The 12,868-nt window shown below is 58.6% G+C and carries 13 protein-coding genes; 6 read left to right on the forward strand and 7 right to left on the reverse strand.

What is annotated here, in order from left to right; translation table 11 throughout:
• Nucleotides 1–6: 6 nt before the first annotated feature.
• The 4 genes from trxA to LCM21_RS13000 form a co-directional block, all read right to left on the reverse strand.
• The gene (gene trxA / locus LCM21_RS12985) at nucleotides 7–924 is read right to left on the reverse strand and encodes a thioredoxin (RefSeq protein WP_224890982.1); all 918 of its coding nucleotides are present in this window, start codon (nucleotides 922–924) and stop codon (nucleotides 7–9) included.
• A gap of 76 nt (nucleotides 925–1,000) precedes the next feature.
• Entirely contained in the window at nucleotides 1,001–1,789 is a 789-nt protein-coding gene (locus LCM21_RS12990) for an exodeoxyribonuclease III (protein ID WP_224890983.1), read from the reverse strand.
• A gap of 108 nt (nucleotides 1,790–1,897) precedes the next feature.
• Complete coding sequence (locus LCM21_RS12995) at nucleotides 1,898–2,368, reverse strand: GNAT family N-acetyltransferase (RefSeq protein WP_224890984.1); 471 nt, start codon at nucleotides 2,366–2,368, stop codon at nucleotides 1,898–1,900.
• Nucleotides 2,369–2,553: 185 nt separating this feature from the next.
• A complete protein-coding gene (locus LCM21_RS13000; RefSeq protein ID WP_068337060.1) occupies nucleotides 2,554–3,240 on the reverse strand; it encodes a response regulator transcription factor in 687 nt (228 codons plus the stop codon).
• 160 nt (nucleotides 3,241–3,400) lie between these two features.
• Between LCM21_RS13000 and ribA the strand changes: the two genes are divergently transcribed.
• On the forward strand, nucleotides 3,401–4,495 hold the full coding sequence (gene ribA / locus LCM21_RS13005) for a GTP cyclohydrolase II (RefSeq protein WP_224890985.1): 1,095 nt from the start codon (nucleotides 3,401–3,403) through the stop codon (nucleotides 4,493–4,495).
• A complete protein-coding gene (locus tag LCM21_RS13010) occupies nucleotides 4,492–4,992 on the forward strand; it encodes a L,D-transpeptidase family protein (protein ID WP_224890986.1) in 501 nt (166 codons plus the stop codon). The genes ribA and LCM21_RS13010 overlap by 4 nt, the downstream gene beginning before the upstream one ends.
• Here LCM21_RS13010 and LCM21_RS13015 read toward each other — a convergent pair.
• Together LCM21_RS13015 and LCM21_RS13020 are read right to left on the reverse strand one after the other, a co-directional pair.
• Nucleotides 4,976–5,635, reverse strand: a complete 660-nt coding sequence (locus LCM21_RS13015) for a YggS family pyridoxal phosphate-dependent enzyme (protein ID WP_224890987.1) — start codon at nucleotides 5,633–5,635, stop codon at nucleotides 4,976–4,978. The genes LCM21_RS13010 and LCM21_RS13015 overlap by 17 nt on opposite strands.
• Before the next feature lie 102 nt (nucleotides 5,636–5,737).
• Entirely contained in the window at nucleotides 5,738–6,796 is a 1,059-nt protein-coding gene (locus tag LCM21_RS13020; RefSeq protein WP_224890988.1) for a porin, read from the reverse strand.
• A 285-nt stretch (nucleotides 6,797–7,081) separates the two neighbouring features.
• Between LCM21_RS13020 and LCM21_RS13025 the strand changes: the two genes are divergently transcribed.
• The 4 genes from LCM21_RS13025 to holA all read left to right on the forward strand — a co-directional run bounded on the left by LCM21_RS13025 (nucleotide 7,082) and on the right by holA (nucleotide 11,677).
• Complete coding sequence (locus tag LCM21_RS13025) at nucleotides 7,082–7,567, forward strand: DUF3576 domain-containing protein (RefSeq protein WP_224890989.1); 486 nt, start codon at nucleotides 7,082–7,084, stop codon at nucleotides 7,565–7,567.
• Between the two features lie 72 nt (nucleotides 7,568–7,639).
• Nucleotides 7,640–10,174, forward strand: a complete 2,535-nt coding sequence (gene leuS / locus LCM21_RS13030) for a leucine--tRNA ligase (RefSeq protein ID WP_224890990.1) — start codon at nucleotides 7,640–7,642, stop codon at nucleotides 10,172–10,174.
• The gene (gene lptE, locus LCM21_RS13035; protein WP_068337042.1) at nucleotides 10,161–10,652 is read left to right on the forward strand and encodes an LPS assembly lipoprotein LptE; all 492 of its coding nucleotides are present in this window, start codon (nucleotides 10,161–10,163) and stop codon (nucleotides 10,650–10,652) included. Before leuS ends, lptE begins: the two co-directional genes overlap by 14 nt.
• A complete protein-coding gene (holA, locus tag LCM21_RS13040; protein ID WP_224890991.1) occupies nucleotides 10,649–11,677 on the forward strand; it encodes a DNA polymerase III subunit delta in 1,029 nt (342 codons plus the stop codon). Before lptE ends, holA begins: the two co-directional genes overlap by 4 nt.
• Here holA and LCM21_RS13045 read toward each other — a convergent pair.
• Complete coding sequence (locus LCM21_RS13045; protein WP_224890992.1) at nucleotides 11,674–12,855, reverse strand: TIGR03862 family flavoprotein; 1,182 nt, start codon at nucleotides 12,853–12,855, stop codon at nucleotides 11,674–11,676. The two genes, holA and LCM21_RS13045, sit on opposite strands and share 4 nt — an antisense overlap.
• Nucleotides 12,856–12,868 lie beyond the last annotated feature (13 nt).

Here is a 12,868-nt window from a genome sequence, read left to right on the forward strand (position 1 = left end):
CGGAGATTAGGCAAATATCATCGAGCTGAGTTTGCGCCGCCCATTCAAAACAATCGGATCATTGGGCTTGAGCGCGTCGAAGATCGTAAACAGCTGCGCCTTGGCCGCGCCTTCATTCCACTCACGATCCCTGCGGAAAAGCTCCAGCAACTGAGCAACGGCTTCTTCAACATCGCCGTTTGCATGCAGGGCCTGCGCCAGATCGAAACGGGCTTGGTGGTTGTCCGGATCGGCCTCGACCGCGGCGCTCAGATCGGCGACCGGGCCCGCATCTGCGGCCTGCTTTGCCAGTTCCAGTTGCGCATGTGCCGCCTCTACTTCGGTCGAGGTGGAAATCTCGGCCGGTGCGCCGTTCAGGATCGCCTCGGCCTGTTCCAGATCATCGGCCGCAATATGGGCGCGGACCAAACCACCATAAGCCGCCGCATGGTTCGGGTCTTCGCCCAGAATAGCCGCAAATGTTTGCGCGGCATCACTGGCGGCACCGGCGGCCAGCATCTCTTCGGCGGCCTCAACGGCTTCTTCCAGTTGGCCACCGGGGCTTTCACCGCCCGCCGCTTCGATCACACGGTCGATGAACGCCTTGATCTCGGAGCCTGGCAGTGCGCCCTGAAACCCATCCACCGGCTGGCCCTTGTAGAAGGCATAAACCGTCGGGATCGATTGGATGCGCAGTTGTCCTGCGATCATCTGCGCCTCGTCCACGTTGATCTTGACCATCTTCACCGCACCCTTGGCGGCGGTCACGGCATCTTCCAGCATCGGGCCAAGCGTTTTGCATGGGCCGCACCAAGGCGCCCAGAAATCAACGATGACCGGTGTTTCCTGCGATGCTTCGACCACATCGGCCATAAACGTGGCCTCGGACCCGTCCTTGATCAGGTTGGTGGTGTCAGGGCTGGCAGCGGCGTTCAGAAGGTCCATGGCATTCACTCTCCGGTTCGAACTTGAGCCTTATATGCAACCGCTGGCAGCGGAAACCAAGGGCAGAGTTGCGCAATTACAGGTCGAAACTGGCAAAAACAGGCGCGTGATCACTCGGCTTCTCCCATCCGCGCGCGTCGCGCAGAACACGGCTGGAATGACCTGCGTTTGAAATATCAGGCGTGGCCCAGACGTGATCCAGCCGCCGCCCCTTGTCCGCCGCATCCCAATCGCGCGCACGATAGGACCACCAGCTATAAAGCTGCCCATCGGGAATATCCTGCCGGGTTACGTCAACCCAACCCCCCGCATCCTGGGTTTCGGCCAGTGTTTCAACCTCGATCGGCGTGTGCGAGACGACCTTGAGCAGTTGTTTGTGCGACCAAACGTCGTCCTCGCGCGGAGCGATATTCAGGTCACCGACCAGAATGGATTTCTGGGGTTTATCGGCATGGAACCAGTCGCGCATATCGGTGAGGTAATCGAGTTTCTGACCGAATTTCTCATTCACCTCACGGTCCGGCACATCGCCGCCCGCCGGAACGTAGAAATTATGGATGGTTACACCATTCTCCAGCCGCCCTGCGATATGGCGGGCGTGCCCCAGACCTGCAAAGTCCTTGTCGCCGACCTCTTCCATCGGAAGCCGTGACAGGATGGCGACACCGTTATAGCCCTTTTGACCACGTGCGATCATGTGAGTGTAGCCCAGCGCAGCGAACCCTTCGGTCGGGATCTTGTCGACCGGAGACTTGCATTCCTGCAAACACAACACATCCGGAGCCTCTTCCTGCAGCAATTTCAGGACGATAGGCTCGCGCAGGCGGACCGAGTTGATGTTCCAGGTGGCAAGGGTAAAAGGCATATTCGGGGAATCCTCTGTCGCGATTGTCCGGAAACTAGCGCGGTGCGGGCCGGGGTGCCATCGGAAAACCCTGACAATGGCATCACTATCGCGAAACGGCGCGCGACTTCACCCCGTGTTCAGCCGGTACTTTCGGAACAGGGCACCCTCATACTTCGTTTCGCCCACGAACTGTGCACCGAGCCTTGACAGGGCACCGGTCTTTGTCCTGGATGGCGGCAGCAGAAACGTGACAAACGGAATGCGCGGGTCTGAAGCGGCAAAGTCCAGTGCTTTCCGGGTGATCCGCCCACCAAGCCCAAATGAGCCCGGTTTAAGAACCAACCCATAATCCCACTCGCCCTCTTCTTTCTGAAACCCGCCCCAACCGACATAGTTTCCGTTGTGCAAAATGGCCCAATGCCCCAACCCATCACGTGACCAGCACTGTTCCTTGGCTTCGACAAAACGAGCCACATCAGACAGGCCCCAAGCACCTGTAAGCAAAGGCATATGTTCCGCAAGGCGCGGGTCTGACATGTGGAACAAAATCTCTTTTGCATCGATATCCGGCAGGCGGGTGAATTCAATTTTGGTCATTTCAGCTTTTCCTACCGCAGAAAGCGCCGCTGCGGAATGGTCCGCTTAAACACAAAAAAAGGCCGGGCCCAAGGGCCCGGCAGTCCAACAGGGAGGTGCATGTCATAACCCGGACATGCGCGGGTTGGGAGTAAACTAATTACACATCCAGAGTATCACTTTGATGCACGTCAATCCACAACGAGTTATGACACCAAGCGATATCCACCCGATTCTGTGACCAAAAGGCGCGCGTTGGATGGATCGGGCTCGATCTTCTGACGCAAGCGATAGATATGCGTTTCCAGCGTGTGCGTGGTGACACCCGCATTGTAGCCCCAGACCTCGTGCAGCAGAACGTCGCGGGCGACCACACCATCGGCCGACCGATACAGGAACTTCAGAATGTTGGTCTCTTTCTCGGTCAACCTGATTTTGCGATCTTCTTCGGTGATCAGCATTTTCATCGCAGGCTTGAACGTGTAGGGGCCAAGTACGAAAACCGCGTCCTCTGACTGCTCGTGCTGGCGCAGTTGGGCGCGAATACGGGCCAGAAGGACCGGGAATTTAAAGGGTTTAGAGACATAGTCGTTGGCGCCTGCGTCCAGACCCAGAATAGTGTCCGCGTCACTGTCATGGCCTGTCAGCATCAGTATAGGGCTTTTGACACCCTGTTTCCGCATCAGACGGCACAATTCCCGGCCATCGGTATCTGGCAGGCCCACATCCAGAATGACCAGGTCATAGATCGCTTCGCGTGCACGCTCCATCGCGGATTGACCGTCCTGAGCTTCGAACACATCGAAATCCTCGGTCATCACAAGCTGCTCACTTAACGCCTCGCGCAGGTCTTCATCGTCATCTACCAGCAGGATTTTTTTGAGCTGAGCCATGTCGGGTCCTCCAAACCTTTTCCACCACTTGCGCGCAGAAGATGCAATCAACAAGGTTTGCTGCAACACGCTCACGCGGTCGTGTCTGATGAGGAGGAATTATTTCACATTATTGCCGGATCAGGATATGGGAAGGCCGGATTGTGACAGGATACCATTGATGAGCCTTGTTCCTGATATCTCAGAACTGCTGGCGCGGGCCCGTGCGGATTTGCGCATGGGTGTTCCTGTTGCCCTGACCGATGACAGCGGGTTCAGTGTACTGGCCATCGCGACCGAGACGCTGAGTGCGCAGCGGCTTGCGGACCTGCGCAGCGTCGGAGAGGATGCAGTCGTCGCCGTTACCGTGCGCCGGGCCGAGACGCTCAAGGCGCGTGCCTATGATGGCGATCTTGCGCGGGTGATCATCCCAATGGATGCGGATATCGCGTGGGTACAAGCTGTCGCCGATCCGTCGGACGACCTGAATGCCCCGATGAAAGGCCCCCTGATGACCCGACGTCAGGGCAATGCCAACTTGCATCGCATCGCTATTGTCTTGGCCAAGACGGCGCGGCTTTTGCCGGCCGCTGTTGTTGTGCCAATCGAGGATGGGCGCAGCTTTGCCGCCACCCATGGCCTGACCTGTATCGATCACGCAAGCGCAGCGCCGCATCTGGCTGATCGCAGTGAATTGCACGAGGTGGCCGCGGCCCGTTTGCCAATGGAAGTATCAGAAGCTGGGCGGCTTCACATCTTCCGCCCCGAAGACGGTGGCGAGGAACACTATGCCGTTGAAATCGGTCGCCCAGAGCGCGACAAACCGGTTCTGGCCAGGTTGCATTCAGCCTGTTTCACCGGTGACCTTATGGGCAGCCTGAAATGCGATTGCGGTCCGCAACTGAGGGGCGCGCTTGCGCAGATGGGCGCAGAAGGGGCCGGGGTTCTTCTTTACCTTAACCAGGAAGGGCGTGGCATTGGCCTAGCCAACAAGATGCGAGCCTATTTCCTGCAGGATCAGGGGTTCGATACGGTCGAGGCCAACCACCGGTTGGGTTTCGAGGATGACGAACGGGATTTCCGGCTGGGTTCGGATATCTTGAAATCCTTGGGATTCAACTCGGTACGCCTTCTGACCAATAACCCAGCGAAAATCGCAATGATGGAAAAGACCGGGATTGCCGTTGCTGAACGTGTCCCGCTGAAGGTCGGCGAAACGGCCCATAACCGGGGCTACCTGGCGACAAAGGCCGCAAAATCGGGGCATTTGCTTTGACGCCAGATGATCTGGTTCTGACCCCTCGCGGAACACGGTTCGCGGGTCGTATGTTTCCATGCGTGATCGGCAAAGGCGGGTTAACCAACACCAAGCACGAGGGCGACGGGGCCACACCCACTGGTCTGCATCACATCGTAGGGATGCTCTATCGGCCAGATCGGATGGCCCGTCCTGCAAATTGGGCGATTCCCATAGGCCCGCGCGATCTCTGGTCGGACGATGGCCGCGACAGTCGCTACAACAACCTGGTCACCGCGCCATACGGTTTCAGCCACGAAAAACTACGCCGCGCCGATCCATTGTATGATCTGGTGCTGATCACCGACTGGAACTGGCCCAACGCGGTTCCGGGTCGTGGGTCGGCGATCTTTATTCACCAATGGCGGCGTCCGGGATTCCCGACCGAAGGCTGTGTTGCGTTTCGCCGCGATCACCTGCGCTGGATCGCTGGGCGGGTGTCATTGGGTACGCGCCTGATCATTCCCCGGGCTTGACGCGCTCACCAAAAATGGCCGACCCCACGCGCACATGGGTTGCGCCCAGTGCGATGGCCTGTTCGAAATCACCACTCATACCCATCGACAGACCGCTAAGCCCGTTGCGTTCGGCGATCTTGGCCAGCAAGGCGAAATGCAGGGACGGTTCCTCATCTATTGGGGGGATACACATCAAGCCTTGCACCGGCAGGTCCAGATCCCGGCACTCCGCAACAAAGGCATCTGTATCAGCGGGCAGGACACCTGCTTTCTGATCCTCTTCCCCCGTATTGACCTGAATGAACAGGTCCGGGCATGTGCCCATTTCCTGCGCCAGCCGCGCCAGCGTTTTTGCCAGCTTGGGACGGTCGACCGAGTGGATGGTGCTGAACAAGTCAAACGCCTGGCGGGCCTTGTTGGTTTGCAAGGGTCCAATCAGGTGCAGATCAACATCTGGAAACTGCTCAGTGAAGCGCGGCCACTTGCCGGCGGCCTCTTGCACCCGATTTTCGCCGAAACACCGATGGCCCTGCTCTAGAACGGCCTGCACACGCTCATCCGGTTGCACCTTGGAAACAGCGATCAATTTTACGGACCCCGCAGACCGCCTGGCGGCGGTTTCGGCCTTGGCGATGCGGGCAGTGATATCTTGCAGCGACATAGAGTACCTCAATCTGCTTTATGCGCAGGAAAACACCATGTTGCTGCAAAAGAAAAGGGCAGGCCCGAAGACCTGCCCTTAAACCTTTCGGTTCAGATCAACTTAGAAGTTGAACTGCGCACCGAAGTCAGCAACGATCGTTGAGTCGTCGCAAACGTCACAGTCGTTTACACCGATACCACCGCGCAGCGATGCACCGCCGCCCAGGTCGTAGATGGCGCCAAGAGCAACCTGCTGAGTGTCCGCATCCGCGTTGCCATCACCGTAGGCGAACAGCAGGGTGGTTGCAGCGCCCAGGTTGTAGGCTGCCGACAGACCCCATGCGGTGCCGTCAGTTGCGTCAACTTCGGTGGCGTCGTCTGCTACGAACAGAGTACCCGAGAAGTCGCCCCATTCACCGCCCAGAGTCAGAACTGTCAGGCTTGGATCGCTGCCACCGAAGTCGTCCAGATCAGTCTGACCGTAGGCAACCGCTGCGGTGATGTTGTTGAACGAGTAGGTCGCGCTGATGTCCCAGCGGTCAGCGTCAACTGCAGAACCGTTCAGGCCCAGAGTCGCTTGGTCGTACGATGCGCCGAACGCAAAGTCACCAACTGCGTACTGGAAGAACACAGCGTTCGCGCCAGAACCGGTCGAGCTGTAGGCCAGGAAGTTGTAGTCAACACCCGAGTACTGACCAGCAAACAGTTCAAGACCAACTTCGTTACCATAGTAGTTTGCGAGGTTGTCGAACGAACCGGCAACGTTGCCGGCGTCAACACGCAGACCACCGTAGATAACCGAGAAGCGCGCGCCGTTCAGACCAGCCGAGTTGGCTTCACCGGTCGAAGAGTTTTCGTCGGCTTGCAGACGAACACGGCCTTCAAAGCGAACGCCACCGTCGGTTTCGGTGAAACCGTCAATGTTCAGACGGAAACGCGAAACCAGGATTGCGTCGTCGGTGTCAACAACAGCGGTGTTGGTGGTGGTACCAGTTACAGTCGCACCGCCTGTGGTGGTGGTTGTAACCACGCCAGTGTTAAAGTTGGTTACGGCACCGGTACGGTCTTCAGAGTACCCAATACCGAAGCGGCCATAACCGCTAAAGTTAACGCCGGACTCGGCGGCCGCAACGCCTGCGGTTGCAATCAGAGCCGTCGTTGCGAAGAGAACTTTTTTCATCTTGTTTCCCTCGGTTTCAAAAAGTTTATCTACTCGACACATGCCAAAGCATATGTCTCAGCACGGGAACCGTTTCGCTCTTTTTGCCCCCTTTACGCAAGCTTGGCATAAGGACTGCCCGCTCATTGACCCTGAATTGGTGCAAGGATGCCACAGTCGGTTTTGAGGGCCGGATGGACCCCACGCCAAACCATATGTGACAATAATAGGGTTGTTGCTGAACGGGTCCTTGTCTAGGAGTATCACTCAGACAATGTAGACCAAAGTGAACAGGACCAGTCGACAATGCGCCTGCAGACGATTCTCGGTTTGATCATAATGACTGCTGCCGTGTCGGCCTGCGGAGAGAATAGGGGCACCACGGCAAACCCGGATGTGCTTGCAACCGGTGGCAATTCCGATGAGCAGGAACTGAACGATCCGAACCGCTCGACCATTTGGGATGTCTTCAACACGGCTGATGCCGAGCAGGTCACCAACGTGAATCGCTATCTGTGGGCTGCCTCACTGGATGTTCTGAATTTCCTGCCCGTTCAGGAGATTGACCCGTTTACCGGTGTAATTGTAACAGGTTACGGCACGCCTCCGGGCGGGGGGCGGCAATACCGGGCAACGGTTCACATAAGCGATCCCGCCCTTGCGGCGCGGTCTCTGCGCGTTGCTTTGCAGACAAGTGGCGGCAACCCGGTTAGCGCGGCAACCACTCGCGCGGTCGAGGATGCGATCCTGTCCCGCGCCCGTCAGTTGCGCATCGCGGACAACAAGCTCTAGCAACCCGCCGAAAATCGCAATATTACCACGCCGGGTTCACGCCCGGCGTTTTCATTCACGAAGGACCGCACGATGTCTCGCTATTCGGCCACCGAAATCGAAGCAAAATGGCAAGAGGCCTGGGACAAGGCCGGAATCTTCACCGCCAACCACAAGGCGGACAAGCCGAAATACTATGTGCTTGAGATGTTCCCCTACCCCTCGGGCCGAATCCATATGGGGCATGTGCGCAACTACACGATGGGTGACGTGATCGCGCGGTACAAACTGGCGACCGGGCACAACGTGCTGCATCCGATGGGCTGGGACGCGTTCGGAATGCCGGCAGAGAACGCCGCGATGGCCATTGGCGGCCACCCAAAGGACTGGACCTACGGCAACATCGCCGACATGCGCGGGCAGATGAAACCACTGGGTCTGTCTATCGACTGGTCCCGCGAATTCGCCACCTGTGACCCCGAATACTACGGTCAGCAGCAGGCCTTGTTTCTGGATATGCTCGAAGCCGGTTTGGTCTATCGCAAGAACGCCGTGGTAAACTGGGACCCGGTCGACATGACCGTTCTGGCCAATGAACAGGTCGAAAACGGGCGCGGCTGGCGTTCTGGCGCGCTTGTCGAGCGGCGGGAACTGACACAGTGGTTCTTCAAGATCTCGGATTATTCCGAAGAGCTGCTTGAGGCACTGGATACACTGGACAATTGGCCCGCCAAGGTGCGGCTGATGCAGGAAAACTGGATCGGCCGATCGCGCGGACTGCAGTTCGGGTTCCAACGCACCGATGGGGGTGAGCCAATCACCGTTTACACAACGCGCCCCGATACGTTGTTGGGTGCGTCCTTTGTCGGTATCTCACCGGATCATCCGATAGCCAGACAGTTGGAAGCCGATAACCCTGAAATAGCTGAATTTGTTGCAGAATGTCGCAAAGGCGGTACTACGGAAGAAGCCATCGAGACCGCCGAAAAGCTTGGTTACGACACCGGCATCCGTGTCAAACATCCGCTGGACCCCAATTGGGAACTGCCGGTATGGATAGCGAACTTCATCCTCATGGATTACGGCACCGGTGCGATTTTTGCCTGCCCGGCGCATGACCAGCGCGATTTGGATTTCTGCCGCAAGTATGACTTGCCCGTGATCGACACGTTCTTTGCGCTGGATGACAGCACTCCGGTCGACAAGATTGCATTTGTCCCGCCCAAAACCGAGAAAGTCCGCTGGGTGAATCACTTTGCGGGTTTGACCGAGGCCACTGGCGACGAGGCGATCAACGCCACGGTCGATTTCGCCGAAAAGGCGGGTTGGGGAGAAGGCGTCACCAAATACCGGTTGCGTGATTGGGGCCTGTCGCGCCAGCGCTACTGGGGCTGCCCGATTCCCGTGGTGCATTGCGAAAAATGCGGCGTTGTGCCCGAGAAGAAAGAAAACCTGCCGATCCGTCTGCCCGACGATGTCACCTTCGACAAGCCGGGAAACCCGCTGGACCGTCATCCGACATGGCGCGACTGCACCTGCCCCAAATGCGGCGGATCTGCCCGGCGCGAAACCGATACGATGGATACGTTTGTTGATTCGTCGTGGTATTTCGCCCGATTCACCGCCCCGCACGCTGAAACACCCACCGATCTGGCCGAGGCCGAGTACTGGATGAATGTCGATCAGTATATCGGCGGTATCGAGCATGCGATTCTGCACCTGCTCTATTCCCGCTTCTTCGCACGGGCGATGAACATTACCGGCCACCTGCCCAAGAAAGCCATCGAACCCTTCGATGCCCTGTTTACGCAAGGCATGGTGACCCATGAGATATACCAGACACGCGACGAAAAAGGCCGCCCGGTCTACCACCTGCCCGAGGATGTGACCGACGGCAAACTGGCCGATGGGACAGAGGTTGAGATCATCCCTTCGGCCAAAATGTCGAAATCCAAGAAAAACGTTGTTGATCCGGTCAGCATTATCTCGGCCTTTGGCGCGGATACCGCGCGTTGGTTCGTGCTGTCCGATTCGCCGCCCGAGCGTGACGTAGAGTGGACAGCCTCCGGGGCCGAAGCCGCATTCAAGCACCTCAGCCGCGTTCACCGCATCGCGACCGAGATCGCCGCGTCAGACGTTCCGGCCAATGCCGACGACGAAACCCTGCTGCGCGAGATGCACAAGGCCATTCATGACGTAACGGGCGGGGTCGAATCTTTTGGGTTCAACGCCTCTATCGCCAAGCTCTATGCCTTTACCAACACGCTGGCGAAATCCAAGGCAGGCACAGCCGCAAAACGCGAGGCAGCCAAAACGCTGGCACAGCTGATGTCGCCCATGACCCCGCATCTGTCGGAAGAACTCTGGCAGCTTTTGGGCGGCGAAGGGCTGGTTGCCACCGCCCCGTGGCCTGTCGCGGATGAGGCGATGCTGATCGACGACACCATCACCCTGCCGATCCAGATCAACGGCAAACGCCGCGCAGAAATCAGCGTGGCCAAGGATTTGGCCAAGGCAGAGGTTGAAAAAATCGCGCTCAGCACCGAAGCTGTGCAAAAGGCACTGGATGGTGCCGCGCCGAAGAAAGTGATTGTTGTCCCGGGCCGGATCGTGAATGTCGTTGTTTGACCGCAGAACCCTGTTGTTGATGCCGCTGGTGCTGGCAGCCTGTGGCTTTGAGCCGGTCTATGCACCCGGCGGGTCGGGCGCAGCGCTGAATGGGAAGGTTGCCGTTTCAGTCCCGAACTCGACCGACAGCTACTTGATGGTCCAGAATCTTGAACAACGTCTGGGTCGCAGCGCGAATTCGGGGAATGACTACAATCTGGACGTGAGTGTCGCCACTGTTATCCGGTCGGCCGCTATCACCCCAACCAACGAGATCAACCGCTATACCATTGAAGGCAGAGCGAATTACGCCCTGAAATCCAACAGCACGGGTCAGGTTGTTGCATCCGGTGCCGTCAATAATTTCGTCGGTTATTCAGCTGCCGGATCGACGGTCTCAACATTAGCGGACGAGCGCGATGCCCGGCAAAGGTTGATGGTGATCCTGGCGGACCAGATCGTAAACGAGCTTTATGCCACGCCGGGTCTTGGCTCATGAAGCTCAGCCCGCGCGAGGCTGAGGAGTATTTCGCGCGGCCCGACGCCGACAAGGCCGGGCTTTTGATCTATGGCGCAGATGCGATGCGCGTGGCTTTGAAACGCCAACAGGTTTTGACCGCACTACTGGGCAGCAATGCCGAAGAAGAAATGCGCCTGACCCGGATGCCGGGGGCTGATCTACGCGGCGATCCTGCCCTGTTGCTGGATGCGGTCAAGGCGGTGGGCTTTTTCCCCGGGCCGCGCGCGGTTTTTGTCGAAGACACTACGGACGTCGCAGCCCCCGCGATCACCGCCGCGTTCGAGGATTGGGCTCCGGGTGATGCTCAGATCATCGTTACTGCCGGGCAGCTCAAGCCCAGCTCGAAAATCCGCAAAGCGTTCGAGGCACACCCGTCGGCCTATGCGGTCGGTATCTACGACGACCCACCATCCCGGGGCGAGGTCGAACGGATTCTTAAGCAGTCCGGGTTGGACAACATCCCCAATGATTCGATGTCTGCATTGGTCGAATTGGCGACCGCAATCAGCCCGGGTGATTTTGCGCAAACCATCGAAAAACTGTCGCTCTACAAGTACGGCGACAGGTCAGAGCTGTCTATCGAGGATATCATGGCCTGCGCCCCCCGCTCGACCGAGGCCGGGCTGGATGATGTTCTGAACGTCATCGCCGAGGGTCGTGCCGGCGAGATCGGTCCGCTGATTCGGCGTTTGCAATCCCAAGGCACCAACGCGGTTACCCTGTGCATCGGTGCGACCCGGCATTTTCGCACGCTTTATGCCTGTGCGTCGGACCCCGGCGGGGCAGCACAGGGAATCGGTAAGCTGCGGCCACCGGTCTATGGTAAACGCCGTGACCGGATTCTACGGCAGGCGCAAGGTTGGGGCGCACCGAAATTGCAGACCGCGCTGACGGTTCTGACCGATACCGACCTTTCACTGCGCTCCGCAGGACAAACAGCACCCGCGATGGCATTGGTCGAACGTGCGATGATTCGCTTGGCGATGCTGGCGCGGTCTCGCTAACGCGCTTGCAACCATTCCGCGGCAGATCGCCCGGCCCATTTCCCGGTCGCCAAACAGGCGGTCAGCAGATAGCCGCCGGTTGGGGCCTCCCAATCCAACATCTCTCCGGCGCAGAACACACCGGGCATCGCGGTCAGCATAAGCCCACCATCCAAAGCAGTACGCTTGACGCCGCCCGCTGTCGAAATCGCTTCGTCCATAGGACGCAGGCTATCGTATCGGATCGGCAGATGCTTGAGGGCCTCGGGCCATCGCGTCTGCGGCAGACCGTTGCTTTTGGTCATCTCATGAAACAGCGCGATCTTTTGTGGCGGCAGGCGGAGTGATTTTTTCAGCCATTGTGACAGCGTGGTCTTGGATTTCTTTCCATCAAGCCGGGATTGCAGGGCCGCTAGGTCCAAATCTGGCAGCAGATCGAGGTAGAGCGGCGCACCCTCACGCAACGCTGGAGTCAAGGAATACATCCCCCCACCCTCTAGCCCGGTTGCCGAGATCGTGGCCTCGCCCCGGCTTTGCAGCTTGTCCGCCTTCCAGCGCACCGACTTGAGCGGCGAACCGAAATACGGTCGCATATGATCGCTCCAACCAACGGACAAGGCAGCGTTCGCCGGTGCGAAAGGGGCCGTCGCGACACCTGCGCCCCCCAAGATTTTTGCCCACTGGCCGTCCGAGCCCAACCGCGCCCAACTTGCCCCGCCCAGTGCCAGTATTGTCACATCCGGCGTAAGCCGCTGCTCGCCGTCCGGTGTTTCGAACAGCAGCGCATCGCGATCCCAACCCAGCCAACGCCAGCGGGTTCTGATCTGAACGCCTGCGGCCTCAAGCCGGGACAGCCACGCACGTAACAGCGGTGAAGCTTTCATCACCGTCGGAAACACTCGGCCTGTCGTACCGGTGTATACCTCTTGCCCCAACCCTTGCGCCCAGCGCTGTACGCCGGTGGCGTCGAAATCGGCAATCATAGGTCGCAGCCAGCTGGCCGCGTCCCCATACGAATGCAACAAAGTCTCAAGGGGTTCATCCTTTGTCAGGTTCAGACCCGATTTCCCCGCCATCAGCAGCTTGCGCCCGACCGAGGGCTTGGCCTCGGCCACAAGAACATCATGGCCAGCGGCAGACAATTCCTCAGCAGCCATCAAACCTGCGGGTCCAGCCCCGATTATCACTGCCTGCGCCACGACTGCCCCCTTG

The sequence above is a fragment of the Ruegeria profundi genome, assembly GCF_020171505.1.
In the GTDB taxonomy this organism is placed as follows: Bacteria; Pseudomonadota; Alphaproteobacteria; order Rhodobacterales; family Rhodobacteraceae; genus Ruegeria; species Ruegeria profundi.

Excerpts from the sequence above, each read along its gene's own strand:
- ribA (WP_224890985.1), top strand. The coding sequence starts at position 3,401 with ATGAGCCTTGTTCCTGATATCTCAGAACTGCTGGCGCGGGCCCGTGCG.
- LCM21_RS12990 (WP_224890983.1), bottom strand. The coding sequence starts at position 1,789 with ATGCCTTTTACCCTTGCCACCTGGAACATCAACTCGGTCCGCCTGCGC.
- leuS (WP_224890990.1), top strand. The coding sequence starts at position 7,640 with ATGTCTCGCTATTCGGCCACCGAAATCGAAGCAAAATGGCAAGAGGCC.
- LCM21_RS13000 (WP_068337060.1), bottom strand. The coding sequence starts at position 3,240 with ATGGCTCAGCTCAAAAAAATCCTGCTGGTAGATGACGATGAAGACCTG.
- LCM21_RS13025 (WP_224890989.1), top strand. The coding sequence starts at position 7,082 with ATGCGCCTGCAGACGATTCTCGGTTTGATCATAATGACTGCTGCCGTG.
- lptE (WP_068337042.1), top strand. The coding sequence starts at position 10,161 with ATGTCGTTGTTTGACCGCAGAACCCTGTTGTTGATGCCGCTGGTGCTG.
- LCM21_RS13020 (WP_224890988.1), bottom strand. The coding sequence starts at position 6,796 with ATGAAAAAAGTTCTCTTCGCAACGACGGCTCTGATTGCAACCGCAGGC.
- LCM21_RS12995 (WP_224890984.1), bottom strand. The coding sequence starts at position 2,368 with ATGACCAAAATTGAATTCACCCGCCTGCCGGATATCGATGCAAAAGAG.
- LCM21_RS13015 (WP_224890987.1), bottom strand. The coding sequence starts at position 5,635 with ATGTCGCTGCAAGATATCACTGCCCGCATCGCCAAGGCCGAAACCGCC.
- trxA (WP_224890982.1), bottom strand. The coding sequence starts at position 924 with ATGGACCTTCTGAACGCCGCTGCCAGCCCTGACACCACCAACCTGATC.
- holA (WP_224890991.1), top strand. The coding sequence starts at position 10,649 with ATGAAGCTCAGCCCGCGCGAGGCTGAGGAGTATTTCGCGCGGCCCGAC.